This window comes from Streptomyces sp. NPDC054783 (assembly GCF_053611725.1).
The window spans coordinates 93424-118082 of sequence record NZ_JBSHAY010000026.1 but is presented as its reverse complement, the minus strand read 5'-3'; the positions used below and the strand labels follow the sequence as shown (position 1 = coordinate 118082).

23 protein-coding genes and 3 pseudogenes are annotated in these 24659 nt (G+C 71.6%); 10 read left to right on the top strand and 16 right to left on the bottom strand.

Going from position 1 to position 24659, the window contains the following annotated elements:
• Positions 1–151: 151 nt before the first annotated feature.
• Positions 152–1741 (bottom strand): MFS transporter, encoded by a 1590-nt coding sequence (locus ACWGJ5_RS34325; protein WP_453313540.1) that lies wholly within the window; start codon positions 1739–1741, stop codon positions 152–154.
• A 15-nt stretch (positions 1742–1756) separates the two neighbouring features.
• Positions 1757–3019 (bottom strand): annotated as a pseudogene (locus ACWGJ5_RS34320) (alpha/beta hydrolase); the annotation flags it as partial.
• Positions 3020–3021: 2 nt separating this feature from the next.
• Between ACWGJ5_RS34320 and ACWGJ5_RS34315 the strand changes: the two are divergent.
• Positions 3022–3306: pseudogene (locus ACWGJ5_RS34315) on the top strand (MaoC/PaaZ C-terminal domain-containing protein); the annotation flags it as partial.
• Between the two features lie 98 nt (positions 3307–3404).
• On the opposite strand, the gene ACWGJ5_RS34310 reads toward ACWGJ5_RS34315, so the two are convergent.
• The 6 genes from ACWGJ5_RS34310 to ACWGJ5_RS34285 form a co-directional block, all read right to left on the bottom strand.
• Positions 3405–4133, bottom strand: a complete 729-nt coding sequence (locus ACWGJ5_RS34310; RefSeq protein ID WP_453313539.1) for an MBL fold metallo-hydrolase — start codon at positions 4131–4133, stop codon at positions 3405–3407.
• A 104-nt stretch (positions 4134–4237) separates the two neighbouring features.
• Complete coding sequence (locus ACWGJ5_RS34305; protein ID WP_453313538.1) at positions 4238–4453, bottom strand: hypothetical protein; 216 nt, start codon at positions 4451–4453, stop codon at positions 4238–4240.
• 90 nt (positions 4454–4543) lie between these two features.
• The gene (locus tag ACWGJ5_RS34300; RefSeq protein WP_453313537.1) at positions 4544–4786 is read right to left on the bottom strand and encodes a hypothetical protein; all 243 of its coding nucleotides are present in this window, start codon (positions 4784–4786) and stop codon (positions 4544–4546) included.
• Between the two features lie 71 nt (positions 4787–4857).
• Positions 4858–5229, bottom strand: a complete 372-nt coding sequence (locus ACWGJ5_RS34295; RefSeq protein WP_453313536.1) for a DUF3592 domain-containing protein — start codon at positions 5227–5229, stop codon at positions 4858–4860.
• Positions 5230–5269: 40 nt separating this feature from the next.
• Positions 5270–5605, bottom strand: a complete 336-nt coding sequence (locus ACWGJ5_RS34290; RefSeq protein WP_453313535.1) for a hypothetical protein — start codon at positions 5603–5605, stop codon at positions 5270–5272.
• Positions 5602–6756 carry a Gfo/Idh/MocA family protein gene (locus ACWGJ5_RS34285; RefSeq protein ID WP_453313534.1) on the bottom strand — a complete coding sequence of 385 codons (1155 nt, stop codon included), beginning with the start codon at positions 6754–6756 and terminating at the stop codon, positions 5602–5604. Before ACWGJ5_RS34285 ends, ACWGJ5_RS34290 begins: the two co-directional genes overlap by 4 nt.
• Positions 6757–6867: 111 nt before the next feature.
• Here ACWGJ5_RS34285 and ACWGJ5_RS34280 point away from each other — a divergent pair, with 111 nt between their 5' ends.
• From ACWGJ5_RS34280 to ACWGJ5_RS34265, 4 genes are all read left to right on the top strand, one after another.
• Positions 6868–7875, top strand: a complete 1008-nt coding sequence (locus tag ACWGJ5_RS34280) for a LacI family DNA-binding transcriptional regulator (RefSeq protein WP_453313533.1) — start codon at positions 6868–6870, stop codon at positions 7873–7875.
• 58 nt (positions 7876–7933) lie between these two features.
• Positions 7934–10759, top strand: coding sequence for a SpoIIE family protein phosphatase (locus tag ACWGJ5_RS34275; protein WP_453313532.1), 2826 nt, complete (start codon positions 7934–7936; stop codon positions 10757–10759).
• Positions 10760–11031: 272 nt separating this feature from the next.
• Positions 11032–12171 carry an ABC transporter substrate-binding protein gene (locus ACWGJ5_RS34270; protein ID WP_453313531.1) on the top strand — a complete coding sequence of 380 codons (1140 nt, stop codon included), beginning with the start codon at positions 11032–11034 and terminating at the stop codon, positions 12169–12171.
• A gap of 177 nt (positions 12172–12348) precedes the next feature.
• The gene (locus tag ACWGJ5_RS34265; RefSeq protein WP_453313530.1) at positions 12349–13086 is read left to right on the top strand and encodes a flavodoxin family protein; all 738 of its coding nucleotides are present in this window, start codon (positions 12349–12351) and stop codon (positions 13084–13086) included.
• 186 nt (positions 13087–13272) lie between these two features.
• Here the strand turns inward: ACWGJ5_RS34265 and ACWGJ5_RS34260 are convergent, their stop codons facing one another.
• The gene (locus tag ACWGJ5_RS34260) at positions 13273–13725 is read right to left on the bottom strand and encodes a YbhB/YbcL family Raf kinase inhibitor-like protein (protein WP_453313529.1); all 453 of its coding nucleotides are present in this window, start codon (positions 13723–13725) and stop codon (positions 13273–13275) included.
• Between the two features lie 112 nt (positions 13726–13837).
• On the opposite strand from ACWGJ5_RS34260, the gene ACWGJ5_RS34255 reads away from it, so the two are divergent.
• Positions 13838–14134 (top strand): hypothetical protein, encoded by a 297-nt coding sequence (locus ACWGJ5_RS34255; protein ID WP_453313528.1) that lies wholly within the window; start codon positions 13838–13840, stop codon positions 14132–14134.
• Positions 14135–14172: 38 nt separating this feature from the next.
• On the opposite strand, the pseudogene ACWGJ5_RS34250 reads toward ACWGJ5_RS34255, so the two are convergent.
• A pseudogene (locus ACWGJ5_RS34250) lies at positions 14173–14304 on the bottom strand (sigma factor-like helix-turn-helix DNA-binding protein); the annotation flags it as partial.
• Positions 14305–14423: 119 nt separating this feature from the next.
• On the opposite strand from ACWGJ5_RS34250, the gene ACWGJ5_RS34245 reads away from it, so the two are divergent.
• On the top strand, positions 14424–15755 hold the full coding sequence (locus tag ACWGJ5_RS34245) for an erythromycin esterase family protein (RefSeq protein WP_453313527.1): 1332 nt from the start codon (positions 14424–14426) through the stop codon (positions 15753–15755).
• Between the two features lie 70 nt (positions 15756–15825).
• Here the strand turns inward: ACWGJ5_RS34245 and ACWGJ5_RS34240 are convergent, their stop codons facing one another.
• From ACWGJ5_RS34240 to ACWGJ5_RS34230, 3 genes are all read right to left on the bottom strand, one after another.
• Positions 15826–16212: a DUF2267 domain-containing protein gene (locus ACWGJ5_RS34240; protein WP_453313526.1), complete on the bottom strand. Its 387-nt coding sequence runs from the start codon at positions 16210–16212 to the stop codon at positions 15826–15828.
• A gap of 319 nt (positions 16213–16531) precedes the next feature.
• The gene (locus ACWGJ5_RS34235; protein ID WP_453313525.1) at positions 16532–16906 is read right to left on the bottom strand and encodes a VOC family protein; all 375 of its coding nucleotides are present in this window, start codon (positions 16904–16906) and stop codon (positions 16532–16534) included.
• A gap of 141 nt (positions 16907–17047) precedes the next feature.
• The gene (locus ACWGJ5_RS34230) at positions 17048–18055 is read right to left on the bottom strand and encodes an urea transporter (RefSeq protein ID WP_453313524.1); all 1008 of its coding nucleotides are present in this window, start codon (positions 18053–18055) and stop codon (positions 17048–17050) included.
• Between the two features lie 161 nt (positions 18056–18216).
• On the opposite strand from ACWGJ5_RS34230, the gene ACWGJ5_RS34225 reads away from it, so the two are divergent.
• Positions 18217–18462 (top strand): Smr/MutS family protein, encoded by a 246-nt coding sequence (locus ACWGJ5_RS34225; RefSeq protein WP_453313523.1) that lies wholly within the window; start codon positions 18217–18219, stop codon positions 18460–18462.
• Positions 18463–18473: 11 nt separating this feature from the next.
• Here the strand turns inward: ACWGJ5_RS34225 and ACWGJ5_RS34220 are convergent, their stop codons facing one another.
• Genes ACWGJ5_RS34220 through ACWGJ5_RS34210 form a run of 3 tightly spaced genes read right to left on the bottom strand, consistent with a single transcriptional unit; the run spans position 18474 to position 21736 of the window.
• A complete protein-coding gene (locus ACWGJ5_RS34220) occupies positions 18474–19496 on the bottom strand; it encodes a TolB family protein (protein ID WP_453313522.1) in 1023 nt (340 codons plus the stop codon).
• Between the two features lie 23 nt (positions 19497–19519).
• Positions 19520–20845, bottom strand: a complete 1326-nt coding sequence (locus ACWGJ5_RS34215; protein WP_453313521.1) for an MFS transporter — start codon at positions 20843–20845, stop codon at positions 19520–19522.
• Between the two features lie 24 nt (positions 20846–20869).
• Positions 20870–21736, bottom strand: a complete 867-nt coding sequence (locus tag ACWGJ5_RS34210; RefSeq protein ID WP_453313520.1) for a glycosyltransferase — start codon at positions 21734–21736, stop codon at positions 20870–20872.
• A gap of 345 nt (positions 21737–22081) precedes the next feature.
• Here ACWGJ5_RS34210 and ACWGJ5_RS34205 point away from each other — a divergent pair, with 345 nt between their 5' ends.
• A complete protein-coding gene (locus tag ACWGJ5_RS34205; RefSeq protein WP_453313519.1) occupies positions 22082–23521 on the top strand; it encodes an exopolysaccharide biosynthesis polyprenyl glycosylphosphotransferase in 1440 nt (479 codons plus the stop codon).
• Positions 23522–23601: 80 nt separating this feature from the next.
• Positions 23602–24657 carry a Gfo/Idh/MocA family protein gene (locus ACWGJ5_RS34200; protein ID WP_453313518.1) on the top strand — a complete coding sequence of 352 codons (1056 nt, stop codon included), beginning with the start codon at positions 23602–23604 and terminating at the stop codon, positions 24655–24657.
• Positions 24658–24659 lie beyond the last annotated feature (2 nt).

The window sequence follows — 24659 nt, the reverse complement described above, 5'->3', positions numbered from 1 at the left end:
ACCAGTCCTGTCAGCAGCCCGCGTCGGCTTTCGGCCGACACGGCCGTATGGGGACGACGGCATGGGTCGGCCTTCTCGCCTCGGCCGACGCCCGGACCGACGACGGGCCGCGCCCGGAGTGCCGAGCAGCCCCGGGCGCGCCCAGCATGTGTCACCCCGTGGCCACGACGGTCCGTTCCGTACCGTCCTCGGCCGTCGGCGCGCCCTCCTCCGCCGTACGTCCGCGCAGTGCCGTCACCACCAGCAGTGCCGAGAACAGGGCGGCCGAGCCGCACACCGCGAATCCGATCGCGTAACCGTGGCCGAGGGCGTCCAGGGCGTAGGCGCGGGCCGCGCCCGGCGGGGAGGTGGCGGGGACGGAGTTCAGGGCGAGCGGGCCGCCCTCCTTCAGCACCTCGTGGGCCGCGGCCCTCGACTCGGCGTTCAGGGACGAGGAGGTGGCCAGCGAGGAGGTCACCCGGGAAGCCGCCTGGCTCAGCGCGACCGCGCCGATGACCGCGGGGCCGAGGGTGAAGCCGAAGTCGCGCAGCAGGTTGGTCGCCGCGCTCGCCATGCCGGCCAGCGGCAGCGGCACCGTGTTGACGGCGGTCGCGGTGATGGACGAGACCGTGAAGGCGAAACCGATGCCGACCAGCCCGAGCGGCAGGATCAGCGAGGTGAGGTCCCGGTCGCCGACGTCGAGCCCGGCGGCCAGGAAGTCGCCCGCCGCGATCAGCGCCAGCCCTCCGGTGAGCAGCGCCCGCGCGGGCAGCCGGTGCAGCAGCCGGGAGGTCAGCGGAGTGAGGACCGGGGTGATGCCGTTGAGCAGCAGGAACGCGAAGGCGGTGCGCATCGGGCTCTGGTGCTGGATGGGACCGAGCCGGATGCTCGCCGCGTACGCCGTGCCCAGGAAGCTGAACATGCCCACGACCGCGACGACCGACGCGATCGCGAAGGAGCGGTTGCGGAACAGGTCCAGGCGTAGCAGCGGGGAGCGGGCCCGGCTCTCGGCGGCCACGAACAGGCCCACGAACACCGCGGCGATCATGAACGCCACGACCACCGGAGCCGATCCCCAGCCGTCCGTCGGCCCCTGGATGACGGCGTACAGCAGGGCGAACAGACCCACACCGATGGTGATCTGGCCGCCGATGCCCAGTGAACGTCCTTCCGGTGACCGGGAGTTGGCGGCCAGCCACAGACTCACCAGGGCGCTCGCCGCGCCCAGCACGGCGACCACCACGAACGCCGAGCGCCACGAGCCGTAGGTGCCGGTGATGCCACCGAGCAGCGGGGCGAGGAAGCCGCCCGCCGACAGGCTGGAGGCCCATACGGCGATGGCGCGGGCGCGCTGCGGACCGGTGTGCGTACCGGCCGCGATCATGGCCAGCGAGGTGGGGAAGAGCGCGGCGGCGCCGAGCCCGGCCAGTACCTGTCCCACCCACAGCTGATGGATGCCGGAGGCGCTCGCCGCGACGACCTCGCCCGCGCACAGCAGCGCGGCGCCGCCGACGAGGAGCTGTTTGCGGCCGAAGAGGTCGCCGAGCACGCCGAAGGAGAGTTCGAGCACGGCGACGGGCAGCAGGAACGCGTCGGAGATCCAGGTGAGTTGGGAGCCGACCGGATGGAGGTGTTCCTGGAACAGGCCGTTGAGGGTGGCCGGTATGGCGAGGCCGATCTGCGCGAGACAGACGGCGAGGCAGCCGGCGAGGAGCGTGCCGAGGGGAAGGGAACTGCGCGGGGTGACGGATGCGTCGGACATGAGCGGGTCCCGGTGTCAGTGGTGGGTGGGGTGCGCCGGGCGGTCCCGGCCGACCGTCAGATGTGCCGGGCGGTGGGGCACGTACGCCGCGCCGCCCAGACCGAGCGCGGTGGCGGACCGCTGGAGCGCGCCCGGCGTCGCGGCGTCGTCCCAGTGACCCGCGGTGACGCGGTGTTCGAGCGCGTGCAGGGCGGCCACGGTCTCGGCGGTGGTGAACGTGCAGTGGCCCTGCCGCTCGACGTAGGCCTGCCGCAGCAGCGCACCGTCCCCGGCCGCGCGCACCCGGTCGCCGAACCGCCGTTCCTGTTCGACCGGGACCAGGTCGTCGGCGATCGTGTGCACGTCCACCAGCGGTACGCCGAGGCTCTGACCGGCGGAGGAGGTGTGCTGCGCGGCACGGACCGCGGCGGGGTCGGCGGTGATCGCGGCGCCCCGGGTCAGGGACGCGAGGTCGGCACGCAGATCGAGGCCGGCCGTCCCGTACAGGGCGCGGACCTGCGGGGCGTGGACGGATCCGGCGAGCAGACGGGCGTAGTCGACACCCGCGTTCCAGGAGTTGTTGCCGCCGGCCGACTGCTCGACGGCGTACCGTCCGCCCTCGACGAACGACAGAACGCCCTGCGCGAACCACGCGTACTGCTGCTCCTCCTGGCCCGCCCAGTCCGTCGGTGCGGGCCGGTCCTGTCCGGGCGCCCAGCCGGGCAGGTTGAGGAAGGCCGCGGCCAGTGCGATCCGGGCGCGGCCCTGCGGGGTGCTCTGCGCGGCGGTGACGGCGTCGGTGAGCTTCTCGGCCGTGGCGGCCGCGGCGTCGGCGGAGCCGAAGCGGACCAGGCCGACGTCCTGCCCGGGCAGGAGCAGCCGGGCCAGGGTGTACTCGGCGTCGAGCTGGTAGTTGTCCAGGTCCGTGCCGCCCGCGACCAGCCCGCACAGGCCGAGCGCGCCGTCGACACGCCCGGTGCCGTCGCGGGCGATCTGCGCGTTGACGAGCCCGCCCATCGACTGGCCGACGGCGAGGGTGCGCCGCGGGGTGCCGAGCTTCTTGGCCACGGCATCGAGAGTGGCGAACTGGTCGCGCTCGGCGCTGTTCAGAGCCCACATCGAGCCATGGGGGTCGTACGACGACCCGGCCATCGCGTAGCCCTCGGCGAGCAACTCGGTGCGGACGGCCTCGGACGGGGCGTCCTTGGCGACGGTGGGGCCGAAGCCGTGGCTGAACAGCAACAGAGTGCCGTTCCAGTGGGCGGGGACGTCCGCGATCCAGGTCGCGCCGTCGGCGAGGGGGCGCGCCGATCGCGCACGGCTGCCTCACCCTGTCCCTCTTCATTCCCCTCTTCTCCGAACTGCTGGACGTGCAGGGCGTGACCACCAAGGTCAACTACGGCCTGAACAAGGTGCGTTTCCCCGCGCCGGTGAAGGCCGGATCCCGCATCCGGCTCGCCGCCCGGCTCACCTCGGTCGAGGACGTGCCCGGCGGCGTCCAGATCACCGTCGACGGCACGATCGAGGCGGCGGACGGCACCAAGCCCGCCGCGGTCCTCCAGAGCCTGTCCCGGTTCTATGCCTGATCTGTGCCTGAAAGTCCATGGACGTGGAGTGCACCCTCGCGCCGAGGCCGCCACGCCCGCAGCCGTGAGCTCAAAGAGCCCGTGAGGCGCACAACTCCTCAGAGAGCGAGGACCATCTCCTCGTCTGCGGCCAGGGTCTCGCCGGCGTACGCGGCACCCGCCTCCGCGAGGGACCGCTCGCGGTCGGCGCCGGGCCAGAAGTGTGTGAGCAGCAGGCGCCCCGCTGCCGCGCGGGCCGCCCACTGGCCGGCCTGGGCCGCGCTGAGCAGGTACGGGTCGGCAGCCGGACCCAGCAGTGTCGCGCCGGCGATCAGCAGATCCGCCCCGGCCGCCAGTTCGCCGAGCGTGTGGTCGGAACCGGCATCACCGCTGTAGGCCACGGTCAGCCCGGGAGCCGTCAGGCGCACGCCCGCGTGCGGCACATGATGCGGAAGGAGCCGCCCGTCCAGCCGGAAGGGACCGACCTCGTAGCAGCCCGGCAGCTGATGCGGGTCGAAGACCTCGCGCAGTTCCTCGGTCGGCTCCATCGCCTGCACCCGACCGAGCACTCCCGGCGGGCAGTACAGCGGCACGCGCCCGTCGTGCTGCCCACCCAGGAGCAACGCCCGGCAGAGCGCGCTCAGATCCGCGCAGTGATCGGGGTGTTCATGCGTGATCACCACGGCGTCGAGTTCGTTCACCGCGCACCGCGCCAGCAGCCGCGGCAGCGTCGCGTAGCCGAGATCAAGGACCAGGCGGAACCCGTCGGCCTCGAGCAGGAAACCGCTCGCCGCCCGCCCGGCCTCCGGCCAGGCGCCACACGTACCCAGCACCGTCAGCTCGCGCATCGAAGCATGCTCCCACAGCGGCCGGCGCCACGGCATCAACCTCACCGTCTCCGCCGTCGCCACCGCGGTGAAACGATGGCCGGGCGACACGGGGCAGGAGGTTGCTAGCCGGTTCCGCGGTCCAGGACGCGGCGGGCGGCCTCGGCCTCCGCGGCGGGCGGGGACAGCTCGTCGAGGGTGTCGAGCTCGTCGTCGGATTCCAGTTCCCGTTCCCAGGCCGCCGCGAGCCGTTCCTGCTCCTGGCGCGGTTTGGCGCCGACCGTGTCCCGGTGATCGGGGTCAAGGGCCGCCAGGAATCGTCCGACCGGATCTGTGGGCATGCCGTGCTCCTTGTCGCATGGAGGGGTGCCACCCTTGTCCAGCATCGCTGACCGAGCCCGCGTTGTCTGCTCGACACCGCCCGGGAACCGCTACTCGACGGCCGGGTCCTCTTGGCTGCACCGCACGGCTTTCTGTACGGCCTGCTCAACCTCGTGCGGGCTGGACCCGGTGACCGCGGCGTGCGCGGTGATCGCCGCCTGTACGGTGTCGGACGCCTCGCGCCAGCGGTGCAGCTGAGCGTCGTACTCGTCACCGGTGAGGCCCGCGAGCTTCGCGCGCTCCTCCTCGGCGGTTCGTTCCAGCTTGATCAGCTCATCGGGGACCTCTGCCACGGGCAAGGATCCTAGGGCGCCGCCCCGGCGCCTCCACCGTCTCCCGTACCGCCCGATCGGGTGGAACCGCGCTAGCGCAGGGCGATCTGCCAGACGAGGAGCAGCGTGCTCAGTACGGCGGTGACGATGGCGCCGCGGAGTGTGGCGCCCAGGCCGCCATAGGGGTCCATCGGACTGTAGGGATGGTCCGGGGAGACGAGGACGGTCATCGAGGAGCCGACGTCGGCGGCGCGGCCGGAGGACGCGTTGGCGACCTCGGTCTCGTAGCGTTTGCCGTCGACGTAGTAGCGGACGACCGGCGTGAGGAAGTACGCGCCCCGATTCCCGCTCTGCGTGGCGTTGTTGCCGATCACCTCGGCCTGCAGCTCGAGCGCCGTCGGCCGAATCTGCCGGAGCGTCACGTTCCGTCGCATTTCGCGCGCCATGGTGACGAGCGATGCCACGAGGACTCCTGCTGTCACCAGCAACCACACCATGGGGTATCTATAGCGCACCCCGAGGGGCCGGACGCCAGGGGGGCACGGGCGCGGCACGGTGAAGGAGGTCTCCGGGCTGGTAGAAGGGGCCGGGCGGGCTCAGGGTGGCGCGGGTGCCGGCGACGGTGGCGGTGGTGGGGGTGTCGCCGGGGAGTGTGGTGTGGACGATGGCCTGGTGGCCGTCGGCGGTGCCGATCAGCAGCGGACCGCGCAGGCCGGTCACCGCCGAGGTGGTGCGGGGTGCGTGCCGGCTCACCTCGGTGACGGGGGAGCCCGGCAGCCAGGGCACGTGGTCGGCGCCCATGTTGCCCGTGCCGATGACACCGATGCGTACGGTGCTCACCCCAGAGTCACCCACGTGCCCCGCTCGGCCGAGCGCGCCATCGCATCCAGCGCCGCCGCACTGGCCACGGCATCGCTGAGAGTGCTGCCGACCGCGGTTCCCTCGGCGATGGAGCGCAGGAAGCGGTAGGCCTCGATGACCTTCAGGTCGTCGTAGCCCATCGCGTTGGCCGCGCCCGGCTGGAACGCGGCGTATTCGCCGGCGCCCGGGCCGACGTGCACCGTGCTGACCGGCTGGTCCTGGTAGGTCGTGCCGCGGCTGACGGCGAGTTCGCCCATGCGGCGGAAGTCCCAGGAGACGGCGCCCTTGGTGCCGTGCACCTCGAAGCCGTAGTTGTTCTGCTCGCCGACCGAGACGCGGCAGGCCTCCAGGACGCCGCGGGCGCCGGAGGCGAACCGCAGCAGGCAGTTGACGTAGTCCTCGTTCTCCACCGGCCCGGGCTCGCCGCCGGTGGCGCGGGCGTGGCCGGCGGTGGCGCCGGTCGGCCGGGCGCGTTCGGGCAGGAAGATCGCGGTGTCGGCGGTCAGCGCGGCGATGTCGCCGAGCAGGAAGCGGGCCAGGTCGGTGCCGTGCGAGGCCAGGTCGCCCAGGACCCCGCTGCCGCCGCGTGCCCGCTCGTAACGCCAGGTCAGGGCGCCGTCCGGGTGGGCGGCGTAGTCACTGAAGAGGCGGATGCGGGCGTGGGTGACCGTGCCGATCTCGCCGGAGGCGATCAGGTCGCGGGCGGCCTCGACGGCGGGTGCGTTGCGGTAGTTGAAGCCGACGGTGCCCTGGACGCCTGCCTTGGCGGCCGCGTCGGCGACCGCCCGGGCGTCGTCCGCCGTGAGCCCGACCGGCTTCTCGATCCAGATGTGCTTGCCGGCCTCGGCCATCGCCACGCCGATCTCGCGGTGCAGGAAGTTCGGGGCGGTGATGCTGACCGCCTGGATCCGCGGATCGGCGGCCACCTCCCGCCAGTCCCGGGTCGCGGCGGCGAACCCGAACCGCTCCGCGGCCTCCTCCGCCCGGCCGGGCACCTCGTCCGCGACGACGAGCAGTTCCGGCCGCACGGACAGCTGGGGGAAGTGGTGCGGCAGGCGGGCGTACGCCTGGGTGTGCACGCGTCCCATCCAGCCGAATCCCACGACGCCGACGCCGAGCGTATTCACCATGAGCGCCCTTCTTTGGACCGTTCCAGAGGTTGGACGCTCACCATGAGTCCCAATGAAGCCGGGTGTCAAGGGGCTTTACAGGAGCCGACAGGCTATGGAACGGTCCATGCCGTGAGCTCTCCGACCATCCGTGACGTCGCCGAACGGGCCGGCGTGTCCAAATCCCTCGTCTCGCTCGTGCTGCGCGGCTCGGAGGGTGTCCGGCCGGAGAAGCGCGAGGCCGTCCTCGCGGCGGTCGAAGCGCTCGGTTACCGGCCCAACGCGGCCGCGCGCAGCCTGAGCGAGCGGCGTACCCGCACGGTGGGGGTGCTGCTCAACGACATGCGCAACCCCTGGTTCGTGGAGTTGCTCGGCGGTCTCCAGGCACGGCTGTACGACAACGGCCTGCAGATGCTGCTGGCCGACGGCCACCTCAACCGGCGCCTCGGCGAGGACCTCACCCGGACCTTCACCGAACTCCGCGTCGACGGCCTGATCGCCGTCGGCACGCTCCAGGACCCCCAGGCCCTGCGCACCGCCGCCCGTCTGGTCCCCACGGTCGTCGCCGGCACCCGCGAACCGGTGCTGCCCGGCGTGGACATCGTCGCCAACGACGACGAGCACGGAGCCCGCCTGGCCACCGAGCACCTCATCGGCCTCGGCCACCGGCACATCGCCCACATCGCCGGACAGGGCGCGGTCGGCGAGCTGCGCCGGCGCAGCTTCGAGGCCACCATGCGCGAGCACGGCCTCGCCGACACGGCGGTCGTGGAACAGGGCGACCTGACCGAGGAGGGCGGCTACCGGGCGACCGTCCGGCTCCTGAGCCGCCCGCGGCGCCCGACCGCCGTCTTCGCGGTGAACGACATGACCTGCGTCGGCGCGCTCTCCGCCGCCGAGGAGACCGGCCTCCAGGTACCGCGGGACCTCTCCCTGGTCGGCTACGACAACACCTACCTCTCCCGGCTGCGCCATCTGTGGCTGACCACCGTGGACAACGCCGGCCACGACGTGGGCCGACGTGCCGCGCAGCGGCTGCTCGACCGGATCGACGAGCCGGACCGCCCGAGCGAGGTCGACCTCGCCACCCCGGTCCTCGAAGTGAGAGGCACGACGGCCCCGCCGCTCGCCGGCGCCTGACGGCCCTCGCCGTGAAGTCGCCTCGTTATTGTGCGCCCAGAGGCGATAGAAAGGTGACATGGGTGAAGTTTCGGGTCAATCCGGGCGCGGTGTGCCTGACGCTTCCAGGAGCGCTCACGAGCCGGACCGGCACCGTCGCAGGGGAGAGGCGTGGCGGTCGCTGCTGAGCGTGCACAGCCTCGCCGGCCAGGTCTTCCTTCTGCAGCTGGCGGTCGTGGTGCTCCTGGTCGCCGCCACCCTGCTGGCCCTCGTGGTGCAGGCTCGACGCGACAACATGGCGGACGCGCGGACCCGGACGCTCGCCACCGCGCAGGCCTTCGCCAACTCCCCGGGGGTCGTGGCGGCGCTGCAGAGCACCCACCCGTCAGCCGTGCTGCAGCCGCACGCCCAGGCGGCCCGCAAGGCCGCGGGTGTCGACGCCATCATCGTGTACGGGCTGAACGGCATCACGCTCACCCACAGCGACCCGCACCAGATCGGGAAACGCGTCATCGGGCCGTACGCGCAGGCGGCGAACGGCAAGCCGTTCACGTCAACCTTCCACGGGTCCCTGGGGCTCTCCGTGATCTCGGCGGTCCCCGTCAAAAAGCCTGACGGCTCGGTCATCGCGATCGTCTCCGTGCCCGTCAGGGTCGAGCAGGTGCAGCACATGGTGAACCGGCAGCTGCCCGTCCTCTTCGGTGGCGCCGTCATGGCCCTTGCCGTCGCCGCGGGCGGCTCGGCCCTGGTGAGCCGCCGGCTGCGGCGGCAGACCCATGGCCTGGGGCCGGTGGAGATGACCCGGATGTACGAGCACCACGACGCGGTTCTGCACGCCGTACGGGAAGGCGTGCTGATCGTCGGCGGTCACGGCCGGCTGTTGCTGGCCAACGACGAGGCACGGCGGCTGCTGGACCTGCCGACGAACGCGGAGCGCAGGCACGTCAACGATCTGGGGCTGGAGGAGGACCTCGCCGGGCTGCTGGTCTCCGACCGCCCCGTCACCGACAAGGTGTACCGGGCGGGTGACCGGCTGCTCGCGGTCAGCAAGCGGCTCACCGCACCGCACGGCTCGGCCGGCAGCGTGGTGACGCTCCGGGACACCACGGAGCTGCTGGCTCTCTCCGGGCGGGCGGAGGTGGCGCGCGAACGACTGAGGTCGCTCTACGACGCCGGGCTGCGGATCGGCACCACGCTCGACGTGAAGGGGACGGCCCAGGAACTGGCCGAGGTGGCGGTGCCCCGGTTCGCCGACATCGTCACCGTCGAACTGCTGGACCCGGTCCTGCGCGGCGAGGAGCCCTCCGGTGCGACCGCCCGCATCACCGAGCTGCGCCGCAGCGCTGTCGCCGGTATGGATGCGGGCCATCTCCTCCACCCCGTCGGCGAGCTCATCCGTTTCGTCCCGGGCCACCCCGCCTCCCTGGCGATGGCCGAGGGCCGACCGGTCCTGGTCGCGGACCTGAGCACCTCCGAGGCGTGGCTGGCCCAGCACCCGGAACGTGCCCGGCGGATCCTCGAGCACGGCATCCACTCGATGCTCGTGGTTCCCCTGCGGGCCCGCGGCGTCGTGCTGGGGGTGGTGGACTACTGGCGCGCCGAGGTTTCCCCGCCGTTCGAGGACGACGACGTGTCCTTCGCCGAGGAGCTGGCCGCCCGGGCGGCTCTGTGCATCGACAACGCCCGCCGCTACACCCGCGAACACGCCATGGCCGTCACCCTGCAGCACAGCCTGCTGCCACGCGGGCTGCCCGAACAGTCCGCCCTCGACGTGGCCTACCGCTACCTGCCGGCCCAGGCCGGGGTGGGCGGGGACTGGTTCGACGTCATCCCGCTGTCCGGCGCCCGGGTGGCGCTGGTCGTGGGCGATGTCGTCGGCCATGGGCTGCATGCCGCGGCGACCATGGGCCGGCTGCGCACCGCCGTGCACAATTTCGCCGGCCTGGACCTGCCCGTGGAGGAGCTGCTGGTCCGGCTGGACGAGCTGGTGGCCCAGATCGACGCCGAGGAGATCGCCGCCGCGGAGGACGGGCAGGCGATGATCACCGGGGCGACCTGCCAGTACGCCGTCTACGACCCCACCTCCGGGCGGCTGGACCTGGCCACCGCCGGCCATCCGGGACCGGCGGTGGTCCGGCCCGACGGGAGCGTCGACCTCCTCCAGCTGCCCGTCTCCCCACCCCTGGGGCTCGGCGCCGGCCTGCCCGTCGAGACCGCCGAACTCACCGTGCCCGAGGGTTCCCGGCTGGTGCTCTTCACCGACGGACTGATCGAGGACCGCACCCGCGACCTGGACGCCGGTCTTCAGGCCCTGCGCGAGGCTCTGTCGGGGCCCGAGCGGACGCCGGAGGCCACGTGCGCGGCGGTGATGGAGGCCATGCTGTCCGACCGGCCCCGGGACGACATCGCCCTCCTGGTGGCCCGCACGTGCCGACTCGGGCCGGCGCAGGTCGCCGAGTGGGACGTGCCCCGCGAAGCGGCGGCGGTGGCCCCGGTGCGCGCCGCCTGCGCCCGCCGGCTGACGGAGTGGGGCCTGGAACACGTCGTCTTCACCGCCGAACTCATCCTCAGCGAGCTGATCACCAACGCCGTCCGATACGGCGCCGAGCCCATCGTCGTCCGGCTGCTCCGCACGGAGCCGGTCAGCGGCCCAGCCGCAGGCACCCTGATCTTCGAGGTCGCGGACGGGAGCAGCACTTCGCCCCGGCTGCGCCGGGCGAAAGCCACCGACGAAGGCGGCCGCGGCCTCTTCCTGGTCGCCCAGTTCGCCGAACGCTGGGGGACCCGCTACACACCCACCGGCAAAGTCATCTGGGCCGAACAGTCCCTCCACGACGGCGTCACGCCGGAGGCGGAAGGACTCGGCGACATCCTGCTCGACCAGTGGGACGACTCGGCGCTGTGAGCGTACGGAGGCCGCGTTCCACCGGTGCAACACGCCGGTCCGCGGGCTTCCCGTGCGGGATTCGGCCATGGAGGCGGCCGGGTACTCTGGCCTCGATGACCACTTCGTCGACGCAGTAGACCAAAGGAAGCCAGGAGACACGACGCAAGGCCTGCCGCTTCGGACCCGGTGAAGCCGCGGCGGCCGGCCGGAGCCGTGTGTCGGCGGTCCGGAGTACGTCGGCTCCCGGACCTCGGCAGCTCCCGGAACTCCTCCCTACCCCAGGAGCACAGGTGACCACACCCCGTGTCCGAGCGGCGGTCGTCTTCGGCTGCTCCGTCCTCGTGGCACTGGGCCTGAGCGCCTGTGAGCACACACCGGCCGCCAGACCCGAGAAGCCGTCGGTGGCCACCTCCGCCGAGGACATGGGCGGCATGCGCGCACTGATCGCCGCGGCGAAACGAGAGGGCAGACTCAGGGCGATCGCGCTGCCGCGCGACTGGGCCAACTACGGCGGCCTGATCGACGGCTTCGAGAAGAAGTACGGGATCAAGGTCACGGTCGACCATCCGCACGGCCACAGCGAGGACGAGATCGACGCCCTGCGGAAGAAGGGGCGCAGTCCGACAGCGCCCGACGTGATCGACGTCGGCGACACGTTTGCGCGGAGCGCGGCGAAGCAGAATCTGCTGGCGCCGTACAAGGTCACCGCTTACGACTCGATCCCCGACAACCAGAAGGACTCCAAGGCCCGCTGGTCCAACAACTACGGCGGCTACATCTCCATCGGCTGCGACGCCAACCGGGTCAAGACCTGTCCGGAGACCTTCGCCGACCTGCTGAAGCCGGCCTACAAGGGCATGGTCGCGCTGGAAGGCGACCCGCCCCGGTCGGCCACCGCCTTCGACAGCGTCTATGCGGCCGCGCTGGCGAACAACGGGTCGTTCGACAACATCCAGCCCGGCCTCGACTTCTTCGCCGAGCTCCAGAAGATCGGCAACTTCAACCCCGTCAACTCCACCACGGCAACGGTCGAGGACGGCCGTACCCCCGTCAGCATCAACTGGGACTACATCAACCTCCACTACGCCGACCAACTCCGCGCCAAGGGCGTCAACTGGCAGGTCGCGATCCCCTTCGACGGCAGCTTCGCCCAGTACTTCGCGCTGGCGGTCAACAAGAACGCCCCGCACCCCGCGGCCGCCCGTCTGTGGCAGGAGTACCTCTTCAGCCCGGAGGGCCAGAACCTCCGGCTGCTCGGCTACGCTCGCCCGGTGCTCATGGACGTCATGCGGCAGGACGGCACCCTCGACAAGGCCGCCGCCGCGCGGCTGCCGTCGGTCGAGGGGACGCCGCAGTTCCCGACGGACGCGCAACTGGAGAAGGCGAGGAAGACGGTCGACCAGGGCTGGGCGAAGGCCGTCTCCGGCTAGCTGGGACGCTTCGGCCGGGGCGGAGGTAAAAACCCGGCCACCTCTGCTCACCGGAAATCCGGAGGACACCCGCCGGAACCATTCGGAGGCGTTGAGATGGCGCCCGTCCTGGCCGGTCCGCACGCTGGATGCGGACGCCCCGCCGTCCCCGTCCGACCGCCGGGCCTTGGAGGACCTGTGACCGCTTCGTCGCCCACCACCGACACACCGCCGGCCCGGTACGACGACCTGCGCGCCCTGGTGATCAACTGCACCTTGAAGCGGTCGCCGGAGACGAGCAACACCCAGGGGCTGATCGACCGGAGCACCGCCATCCTGGACGCACAGGGCGTGCACGTCGACGTCGTACGGGCGGTGGACCACGACATCGCCACCGGCGTGTGGCCCGACATGCGGGAGCACGGCTGGGAGACCGACGCATGGCCGGATCTGTACCGGCAGGTCATGGCGGCCGACATCCTGGTGCTGGCCGGTCCCATCTGGCTGGGCGACAACAGCTCGGTGATGAAGCAGGTGATCGAGCGCCTCTACGCCTGCTCCAGCCTGCTCAACGGCTCCGGTCAGTACGCCTATTACGGCCGCGTCGCCGGCTGCCTGATCACCGGCAACGAGGACGGCGTCAAGCACTGCGCCATGAACGTCCTCTACAGCCTCCAGCACCTTGGATACACCATCCCCCCGCAGGCCGACGCCGGATGGATCGGCGAGGCGGGCCCCGGTCCCTCCTACCTCGACCCCGGCTCCGGCGGCCCCGAGAACGACTTCACCAACCGCAACACCACCTTCATGACCTGGAACCTGCTGCACCTGGCCCGGGCACTGAAGGACCTGGGCGGCATCCCCGCCTACGGCAACCAGCGCACCGCCTGGGACGCCGGCTGCCGCCGCGACTACGAGAACCCCGAACACCGCTAGCGGAACACCGATGGCAGGCCGCGGACGGCTGTCGGGTTCTCACGGGGACTTCATGTCACCGGACGCCGGACGATGTCGTCTCGGGGCACGGGGCACGGGGCACGGGGCACGGGGCACGGGGCACGGGGCACGGGGCGCCGAGGGCGGCCGAGCGTCGGCGAGTGACGGGCGTGCCGGCCGCCGGGGTCAGCGTTGGTACAGCCCCACGATGGTGCCGCTGGCCAGCTGCTCCCGGTCCAGGACGGCGTGGGCTTCGTCGGCGGTGGCGCGGTCCGGGAGCGAGATCGGGGCGGGGAGGGCGTAGAGCCGGAAGAAGTAGCGGTGGGCGTCGTCGCCGACCGGGGGCTGCGGGCCGCCCCAGCCCTGTTCCCCGAAGCCGTTGCGATGCGCCTGGCCGCCCTGTGGGGTCTCGCCGGCGTCCAGACCCCCGGCGTGGGGGTCGATGCCGGTGACGAGCCAGTGCACGAAGGTTCCGGACGGAGCGTCCGGGTCTTCGCACAGCAGGGCCAGTTCCGCCGCGTCGTCCGGCACTCCGGACCAGGTGAGCGGGGGAGAGACGTTGTCCGCGTCATGAGCGTGGTGGCGCGGGATCATGCTGTGATCACTGAAGGCTGCGCTGCTGAGTTCGATACCGGCCATGTGACCGGAGTACCCGGCGCGGGCCGGGGCATACGGCCGAACCGCACGGGATGACGGGAGAGCCCGGGGGTACCCGCTGACTGACACACCCCCGTGCGAGGAGATGACTTGCATGCGGTTCCTCGGACTGCTCCTTCTCGCGGGCACGGCAGCCTTCACGGCCCTCGCGATCGCGGGCAACCTGTCCGGCGGGCCCCAGTACACGGTGTCCGTCCTCGATCACAACGTCGCCACCATGAGCGGGCTCGCCCTGTTCAGCTCGGGACTCGCGCTGGCGCTCATCTTCTGCGCGGGCCTGGCGATCATGGTGGGCGGTGCGGCACACCCCGGCCGTCACCGCAGTTCCCGACCACGCCGGACGCGGAACACGACGATCGGCGGGACGCCGGACCCCGGTGCCCGCGGCTGAACAGCGCCCCGGCGCGAGCAGCTCGGAGCGGTGTCGCGTCAGCTCGCCCAGTCCAGCAGGCGCTCGCCCGTCTCGGGTGCCCGCAGCCGGGTGAGTGACTGCTTCTCCATCTGGCGCACGCGATCCCGGGTCAGCCCCACCTGGTCGGCCACCTGCTGCAGCGTGCGCGGATACACGTACGCTCCCCGCACGCGCACGTCTCCCGGTGTGGGGGCGGAGAGCGCGCACGCCGTTTGGCCTGCGGCGGTGCGGGAACCCGGTGCGACGCCCGTGGAAAGAGGAGCACGCTGTGCCCGACACCGAACAGGACCGCATCCGGAACCAGGCCCTGCCGCTGACTGATCCGGCGTCGCTGGACCCGCTGCTGGAGCGGATCGGCGACGCCCGCTATGTGCTGCTCGGCGAGGCGTCCCACGGCACCGCCGACTACTACCAGCTGCGGGACGTGCTGACGCGGCGGCTGATCAAGGAGAAGGGGTTCTCCTTCGTCGCGGTGGAGGGCGACTGGCCGGACTGCCAGGCCCTGCACTGCTCCGTGGTCGCCGCGCCGGACGCGCCCGACGATCCGGGCGAGGTGCTGGCGGGCTTCGGACGCTGGCCGTCGTGGATGTTGGGCAACACCGACGTGGCCGCCTTCACCCGGTGGCTGCGCCGGCACAACGAGGCCCTGCCGCCCGAGCGGCGCGTCGGATTCTTCGGGCTGGACGTCTACAGCCTGTGGGAGTCGCTGCACGCGGTGCTGTCCCACCTGCGCGAACACGACCCCGACCGGGTGCAGGACGCCCTGGAGGCGTACCGCTGCTTCGAGCCGTATGCGCGGGATCCGCAGTCCTACGCGCTGGCCACGCGCTACCTGCCCGAGGGCTGTGAGCCCCAGGTGGTGTCCCTGCTCACCGAGCTGCGGCGGCGGGCGGCGCAGGCGGCCGCCACGGACGGCTCGCTCGCGGAGTTCGCCGCCCGGCAGAACGCCGAGGTGCTGGCCGGGGCCGAGGCCTACTACCGGGTCATGCTCGACAGCGGGCCCGAGTCGTGGAACATCCGGGACCGCCATATGGCCGACACACTGGACCGGCTGATGGACCACTACGGCCCTGATGCCAAGGCGGTGGTGTGGGAGCACAACACCCACATCGGTGATGCGCGTGCCACGGACATGGCCGATGTCGGCGAACTCAATGTCGGCCAGCTGGTGCGCGAGCGGCACATGGGGAGGGGTGTGGTGCTGGTCGGGTTCGGCTCCCACTCCGGCACCGTGATCGCCGCGGACGCGTGGGGTGATGCACCGAGGATCATGGCGGTGCCGCCCGCGCGCCGGGGCAGTGTGGAGGATCTGCTGCACCGGGCGCTGCCCGGCGAGCGAGTCCTGTTCGTCTTCCCGCATGTGCAGCTCCAGCATCCGCCCTCCTCCGGGCGGGGCGAGTGGTACCACGAAGAGCACGGTCACCGCGCGATCGGCGTGGTGTACCGGCCGCAGTACGACCGCGTCGGCAACTACGTCCCGACGGTCCTGGCCCAGCGCTACGACGCCTTCTGCTATCTCGACCGCACCCACGCGCTCACACCGCTGCACCCCTTGACCGCGGAGAGCCGGGAGGAGCAGACCTGGCCCGCGGGTGTGTGACACCTGGCAGGGTACGTTCCGGTCGGCCAGGTCGCCGACGCCAACCGCATCCCTCCTTCGGTTGACCCGGTCAGGTCAGTTCGGGGTGGCCGAACAGCGCGGCGTATCCGCTCGGCAGCAGGCTGAGCAGCTTGTGCAGCTCATCGCCCGACACGGTGCTGCCCACGGCGGTGAGGACCACTTCCGCGTCCCGCCGGGCGGTCGCCTCGTCCTCGGCGGCGGCCCGGGCCACCTGGCGGACGAACTCCTGCACGCCCCAGGTCCGTCCGGTGTTGCCCACCCCGGTGATGAATTCGCCGATATCCAGCGGGAGTTGATCAGCGAGGTGATCCGCTGCGGTGGGCTGCAGCCGGTCACCGAGGGTGCAGAGGACGGCCTCGGTGACGCGGGTCGCCTCGTCGAGGTCCGTGTACTCTCCGTGCTCCCGCACGGTGGCGAGGAATTGGGCGGACGTCATGGTTCGCTCCCCAGTGGTGCTCCCTGCGACAGGTCGAACGGCGCCGGGCGGAGGTCGGGGTGGCGGATCTCGGCCAAGGCTGCGGGCTGTCCCGCACGATGACCTCGAGCGTGGGCCGGATCAGGCCCTCCAGAAGGGGACCGCCCAGACGGCGACGTGTCGGCCTGCAGGATCGGGATGTCGCCCTCGTGCCGGGCCCTGAGCCCGACCTTGCTGCCCTTTAGCATGCAAGCTTCCTATCCGACCGGGCAGGCCGGCGGCCGACCAAATTGTCCGAACCCCTCGCGCAAACCCGCCACACCCGATGGGCCCGGTGGACTCAGTGGAGGCAGAGGCAGAACGGATGGCCGGCCGGGTCCGCGTAGATCCGCCAGTTGGCCTCCGGGCGGAGCTGGTCCGTCCGCTCCAGCACGGTCGCGCCGAGGGCGAGGGCCCGCTTCTCCTCGCCGTCGAGGTCGTCCACGTCGAAGTCCAGGTGGAGCTGCTGCGGGCGCTCCTGACCGGGCCATTGGGGCGCTCGGTAGCCGTCCACCCGCTGACAGGCCAGCGGCGTCCCCTCGAACCCGTGCACCTCGATCCAGTCGGGATCCTCCGGATCCGCGACCACCCGCCCACCGAGCAGATCCGCGTAGAACTCCGCGAGCCGTACCGGATCGGCGCAGTCCAGCGCGACCGCCTGCAGCTTTCGAATCACTTCCGACACCCCTCGCTCTTCAGCCGCTTCCGCGACGCCCCCGTACGGGAAGGGTCGTACCCGCCGCAGCAGCCGGCATGCACGGTGCAGAACGACATCCGAGCCCCCAATGCGCCACACCCCCGCCCGTGGGCCGTTGCGTCAGCCCGCGGCGGCCTGGTCGCTGGGCAGGGGCTCGGTGGGCCGGCCGGCGGCACGGCAGTTGGGCGCGGTGGTGAGGAGCGGGAAGGAGCGGGCGGCCGTCAGGAAGCCGAGCGTCGTCAGTACGAACGGCCAGGTGAACGGGTGACCGCCGGACGGGGCGAGGAGAGCGGCGACGGCCGGGGTGAGGACGGTCGCGGTCGCGGCGCCGAGCAGCGCGTACAGCAGCGTCGTTGGGGTGGCGGTCAGGAACACCCCGCAGAGTGCCACCGCGACGAGGACCGCGTTGTAGCCCATCGTGCCGTCGGCGATCCGTACGGCCGGTGTGCCGAGCGCCCAGGCCGTCAGGATGCCCGTCGCGCTGCCGGCGCAGGCCGCCCACCCTGCGACCCGGCTCGCCAGGAAGAGGCCGGCCAGCAGCAGGGTTCCCGCGTACCACTGCTCCAGGAAGAAGACCTGGGACACGTTGCGGAAGAACGCTCTTCCCACCTCGTTCCAGCGCAGGACGGTGGGTCCGGAGGCGGCGCCGGGCAGTGCGGCGATGCTCCGGCCATGGGGCCAGATCCGCCGGAAGGCGGGCGCGGCGAGGGTGACCGCGCCCGCCAGGAGGCAGTAGGGCATGGTCAGGGTCGGCAGATCCCAGATGTGCAGCACTCGCGTCAGGGCCGCCGTGACGACGGTGACCACGAGACAGCCCGCGGCCGCGAGCACCACCGTGGCCGGACGGCCTGCGCCGAGGAACACGGCGAAGCAGAGTGCGGTCAGGCAGGAGTTGAAGCCCTCCAGCCCCGCACGCACCCGGTCGTGGGGAGCGCCCAGCAGGCGCGCGGCGCCGGTTCCGAGGGCGGCACCGCCCAGTGCGTAGACGCCGTACCGCCAGTCCGCCGTGGACAGCGCGAGGGCGAAGACGGCGCCTGCCCAGGCACTGTCCAGAAACATGACCTGGGCGATGCCGCGCAGCACGCGGATCACGAACCTCATGCCGAGGCCGAGCGACTTGATTCCCACATGGCGCCGCATACTCAATCCCACCCCTACAACGTTTTCCACTTGGTGGCATTGTATTTCCGCATTGCGACATTGTTGTGCCGGTGGGGGCGGGCAGGCGGAAGCGAGACGATGATGGATCGGTGCTCGGACGGCCGTGCCGCATCACTGGGAGGTTCCGAATGCTGTCGCTCGATCTCCACCCGATCTTCCGCAACAACCGCGACATCGAACTGGCGCTGCGTCAGTTCCTGTTCAAGGCGAACCATTCGGGCGAGTCCGTTGCGGAGATCATTCCGGGCAAGGGGTCCGGGCGGCTCAGGGCTCGCGTGATCGCGTTCCTGGACCAGAAGCACATCAGGAAGCTGTACGTCCGGCGCGAGGTCGACACGGGCAACACCGGCCGCATTCTCGTCTACTTCCAGTGATCGAAGCGGCTCTACAGCGGCGCGGGGGAGGAGGCGCCGGCGATCAGCAGGTGCGGGGTTCCCGAGCCGTCAGCGGGCACGCTCCACAGGTCGCTGCTGCCGACCTTGCCGTTGGCGGGGAGCGCGTAGGCGACGGTGTGGTCGTCGAGCCAGGCGGCCTGGTCGTCGACACTGTGACGTTCGGCCAGCGCCGTCTCGCGCAGGGTGCGCAGGTCGAGGACGTACTCGTGCCAGAGGTCCGTACGGGACAGCACCCGCTTCTTGAAGGCGACGCGGGTCCCGTCGGGGGACAGCGACGGGCACTCCACGTTCTCGACCAGAGTGGTGACCGTGCGCCGGGAGATCGAACCGCTCACCAGGTAGGTCTTGTTGGCGGTGTTGAGGGTGGCGTAGAAGGTGTCGTCGTCGGAGGCGAAGGTGACGCCCCAGAAGTTGATGTCCGAGGCGTGGTAGGGCTTGCCGTCCTTGACGACGGAGAACGTCTCCAGGCTGGGAGTCAGCCGCATGGTCCGGGTGTCCAGGATCGAGGTCCGGGTGGAGAAGAAGGCGGACGAATAGGACTCGCCGGAGACGAAGACGGTCCAGGCGACGAAACGGCCGCTCGGCGACACCCGGGCCCGGCTGGGGGTGCCCGCTAGCGGGAAGGTGCGTCGGGCGCGGAGGCCGGCGTCCAGGAGCAGGGCGCGGTTGCTCTGCTTGAGTACTCCGGGGTTGGACTGCAGGCAGATGCCCGTACCGGCGGCCGCGTAGAAGCGCGCGCACTTCAGGCCCGAGGCGGTTCGCCCGCCCTCGGGGTCCGTGGACGGTACCGAGGCGATCGCGGTGCGGTGCGGGCCGGGGGCCGCGTTGAGAAAGGCCAGGCGGCCCTTCTGGTCGAGAGTCAGCCTGCCCGCGCGGACGGCCGGACCGCCCGACTGCGGCTGGTTCGCCCGGTCCGCGCGGGCGGCGGCGTGCAGGACCACGGCGGTGCCCAGGCCCGCGAGCAGCAGGACCGCCGCGAGGAGTATCAGCAGACGGCGGCGCAGCGATGTCATCCGGATCCTTGTCGCTGTAGTGGTCATCGGGTGCCGCCGGTCGGCCGCAGCACCACGCACGCGACGGCCGCGCAGCACAACAGGCCGACCGACGAGCCGGCCAGCGCCGGGCCGTCTCCCCACGCCGTCCAGGCGGCGCCGAAGGCCAGCGAGCAGCAGAACCGGGCCAGCGCCTGGCTGGTGCCGACGATGGCCAGGCCGCTGGCGCGCAGGTGCTCGGGCACGAGGCCCGCGAGGGCGGCCGGGAGCACCCCGTCGGTGGCCGCGTAGAACGTGCCGTGCAGGGCGAGGACGACAGGGGTGATGAGCGGTGCGTCCGGCGCCCACAGCAGGAGGGCGTAGGCCGAGAGCAGACCCGCGTGGCCGGCGAGGAACACGGTGCGTCGCCCGACCCGGTCGGCCAGCGCGCCGACGGGCACGGCCAGCAGCAGGAACACGACGGCCGTACCCAGCGGCAGCAGCGTGAACCACTCCTCGCCGACCCCCGCCCGCCGCTGCAGGAGCAGATACACGAAGGCGTCGCTGACGGTGGTCAGGCCGAGCAGCGCGGCACAGCCGGCGAGCGCCCGCAGCCGCGGCAGGCGCAGCAGCGCCAGCACCTCCCGCACATTGACGGGCGGCCTGCCGTCCCTCACATCCGCAGCGCCGGTCCCGTCGGATTCGTATGTCAGGCCCGCTTCCTCCGCCTGCAGCCCCTGCCGTCTGCCCGTGCCCTGCTGCCCGCCGGGTACGAACAACACCAGCACCACCACACCGAGCGCGGCGACGCACGCGCTCACGCCGAACACGGCGTCGTAACCGTCCGCCGCCGCACGCAGGATGAGGAAGGCCGCCAGCGGGCCGAGCATGGCGCCGGTGGTGTCCATCGCCCGGTGCACACCGAAGGCCCGGCCCTGGTTCCCGGCCGGCGTGGACAGGGAGATCATCGCGTCGCGCGGGGCGGTGCGCAGGCCCTTGCCGGTCCGGTCCAGCGCCAGCACCGTGCCGAACGTGCCGAGGCTGCCGGCGAACAGGAGCAGCGGCTTGCACAGCGCGGACAGCCCGTAGCCGAGCCCGGCCAGCAGCTTGTGGCCCCGCACTCGGTCGGCGAGGTGACCGCCGGTGAGCTGGACCAGCGCGCTGACGCCGTTGTACACGCCGTCGAGGGTGCCGAATCCCAGCGGGCTGAAGCCGAGCGTGGTGACGAGGTAGAGCGGCAGGACGGCGGTGACCATCTCCGAGGAGACGTCCGTGATCAGGCTGACCGCGCCCAGCGCGAGCACGACCGGGGCGACCTTCGGCGCCGGGCCGCGTCTTCGGCGCCGGTCGGTACCCGCCTGGACAGGTGCGGAGCGGTCGGTGAGATACAAGACAGGGCTCCAGGTGGGGTGCGGTCAGTTCTGCCGGCTGCTCTCGTCCCTCAGCCAGGTGCCGAAGTCCTGTGCCGTGATGGCCTTTCGGGCGCCCCGGCGCGCGGTGACCGCCGCCGCGACGAAGACGACGACACCCGCGAAGAGCCTCGGCTCCCTGCGGAGCAGGGCCTTCAGATCCGCCGTGCTCGTGCGCGCCGAGGCTTCTTCCGGCCGGTGATGCTGTTCGACCTGGGCGGTGGACACCGCGGCCCTGATGCGCCGTTTGATCAAGTCCCGCCAGGTGCGCGGCGGTTGGATCACGACCCTGGCCGCGTCGACCACGCGCCGCTCCTCAGGGGCGAACGCCAGCGACGCGGCCAGGTCGTCCGCCATGAGCGGCGGCAGCGCGGCGATCCGGGCCTGCCCGGCCTTGGACACCGCGATCACGCCCCGGCCGAACAGACCCTCGCGTACGGCCGGGAGCCGCTGCCACACCTGGTAGTAGACGCGCACCCGCCAGGCGCAGGCGGCCAGCGGAATCTGCCGTTCGGGGGCGGTGGCGAGGACGCCCGAGGTGTCGTCGTTCAGGGGCTCGGTCAGCGCCCGTACGTCGGCGCCCGTGATCACGACGTCGGCGTCCACATAGAGGCGCGGGAAGCCGCGCGCGTGGTCGTCACCCGCCCGCAGGGCGGCGTGCTTGGAGGGGACGGGGATCTCGACCACCCGGACGCGCGGGCCGCGAGCGGCGGCGATCCGCGCGGTGTCGTCCGTGCAGCCGTTGCAGACGACCACGATGTCGGTCTCGTCCTCCTCGTCCTCCTCGTCCTCGGAGGAGCCGGCCAGCAGCGAATCGAGGAGCCGGCCGATGACGCGTGCCTCGTTGTGGGCCGGGATCACGATGCTCGTCACCCGGGCAGTATGGCCTCGAAGTCGCCATTGCGCTGTGTGTTCCGTCCAACTGTTCCCGTGACTGCGTCCGGTGGTCTAGATTGAGGATCGCCGGACCGGTTTGGGAGGGGTACTTGCCCTTGACGGTGCGTCAAGGTGCGGCGTCGTGAACCGGATGCGAAACAGGCAGTAACCAACATGCAGGATGCACGAGGCGGTTGGGGAACCGCTGAAGGCATCCTCGTCTTTTTCGGTGCCGCTGTGTGGAGGAGACACATGCGGTGCTGATCCAGCCCTGGCTGCGCCCATGCGACCGCAGGTCGTGCTGCGTTCGGCCAGGGAGAGCCGCGCATGTGGTGGGGGGACATGACCATTGAGGTCACGCATGAGCAACTGGCTGTGGAACACAGACGTCCAGAAGCTCGCCGAAGACACTGGGAACGGAAGTACCGGACAGTCCTGCTGGTCGCGGACGGCCTCGCCGCCGTTGCCGCGGCCTTAGTGATCCACGGGGCGTACGGCCGCTGGGCGGTGGCCCTGGCGCTGCCCCCGACGTGGATCTTGGCGATGCTGGCCCATCGCTCCTACGATCGCACTGCCCTTGGCCTGGGCACCGAGGAATACCGCCGGGTGCTGCGCGGAGCCGTCGCCCTGCCGGCGCTGGCCGCCCTCGCGTACTGGCTGTTCACACGAGATTCGGGCCTCCTTCATGACATGACCTTGGCCGCCGCGCCGGCCGCCGCGATCGCCCTGCCGGTCCGCTGCACGCTGCGCCGCCGGCTGCACAGGCGGTGGACGCGGGGCCGGGACCGGAACACGACACTGCTGGTCGGGCCCTCACGGGGCATCGCGGAGCTGGTCGCGGTGCTGCGGCGCGGCGGCGTAGAGGAACTGCACGCCGCAGGTGTGTGCCTGAGCGATCCCCAAAACGCCACGGACATCCGTAAGTTGGGGCTGCCCGTCCTCGGCGGCGTCGGCGACATGAACGACGTCGTCCGGGCCCTGGGCGTGAGCACCGTGGTGGCGCTGCCGGTACCCGGGAACGACGCCTCCGTCCTGCGCCGGATGGCCTGGACGGCGGCCGCGCAGGGTGTCGACTTCCTGCTGGCCCCCGTGCTGGCCGACGTCTCCGCCTCCCGGCTGGCGGTACGACCCACCAACGGGGTGCCGCTGCTGCGGATCCAGGCACCGAACCTCTCCCGGACCTCCCGCCTGCCCAAGGAACTGCTGGACCGCACGCTCGCGGCGGCGCTCCTGCTGCTCCTCGCGCTGCCCATGCTGCTGATCGCCCTGATCGTCCGGCTGGACAGCCCCGGGCCCGCCCTGTTCAGGCAGCAGCGGGTGGGCCGGTACGGCGACCACTTCACCATGCTGAAGTTCCGCACCATGCGGCCGGACTCGGAGGCTCTGCGGGCGGAACTGGAGCACCTCAACCAGAACAGCGACGGCCTGCTGTTCAAGGTGAAGGAAGACCCCCGGATCACCCGGGTCGGCTCGTTTCTGCGCCGCAGCTCGCTCGACGAACTGCCACAACTGCTCAACGTCGTCAAGGGCCACATGTCGCTCGTCGGCCCCCGCCCGCCGCTGCCCGAAGAGGTGGAGGAGTACACGCCGGACATCAAGCGCCGGCTGCTCGTCAAACCCGGCCTCACCGGACTCTGGCAGGTCAGCGGTCGCTCCGACCTGCCCTGGGAGGAGGCGGTCCGGCTCGACCTCGGATACGTGGACAACTGGTCGATGAGCCTCGACCTGTCGATCCTGCTGCGCACCGGGTCCGCGGTGGTGCGGGGAACGGGGGCCTACTGATGGACCGCCGGACGGACCGCCTGCCGATGGACCGCCTACCGATGGACCGCCTACCGATGGACCAAGGGGAGAGGAACCAAGTGACGCAGACCACGGAGCCGTTGGGGGTCGCGGTCGTCGGGGCCGGCTACTGGGGCCCCAACCTCGTCCGCAACTTCCAGGCCAGCGAGCGGTTCCGGCTGCGCCTGCTGTGCGACCTCGACGTGGACCGGGCCCAGCGGGTCCTCGGCGCCTACTCGACGGTCGAGGCCACCGCGGACTACGCGGCCGTCCTCGCCGACCCTTCCGTGGACGCGGTCGCCGTGGCCACGCCCGCCGGGACCCACCTCGACATCGCCCTGGCCGCCCTGCGCGCCGGCAAGCACGTCCTCGTGGAGAAACCGCTCGCGGCGACCTACGCCGACGGGATGCGCCTGGTGACCGAGGCGGAGGAGCGCGGGCTCATCCTGATGTGCGACCACACCTACTGCTACACCCCCGCCGTGGGCCGCATCCGGGAACTCGTCCGCTCCGGCGAGCTCGGCGAGATCCACTTCGTGGACTCGGTCCGGATCAACCTCGGGCTCGTCCAGAAGGACATCGACGTGCTGTGGGACCTCGCCCCGCACGACCTGTCGATCCTGGACTTCATCCTCCCCGACAACGTCGAGCCGGTCGCCGTCGCCGCCCACGGGGCCGACCCGATCGGCGCCGGACAGGCCTGCGTGGCCTACCTGACGCTCACCCTCAACACCGGCGCCATCGCCCACGTGCACGTCAACTGGCTGTCCCCGACCAAGGTACGCACCACCATGGTGGGCGGCGCCAAACGCACCCTGATCTGGGACGACCTCAACCCCCTGCAGCGGGTGGCCGTTTACGACCGGGGCGTGGACCTGGCCTCGCCCCAGGAGATCGGCGACGACGAGCGCCGGGACATGCTCGTCTCGTACCGCTCCGGAGACATGGTCGCCCCCGCCATCGGCGAGAAGGAGGCGCTGCGCAGCATGGTCGACGAGTTCGGCGACGCCATCGGACAGGGCCGGGCACCGCTGACCGACGGCCGGGCGGGCCTCAGGGTGCTGGACATTCTCGAGGCGGCGTCCCGGAGTCTCGAATTCAAGGGCGCGGTCGTCGGCCTGCGCGCCGGACGTTGAGC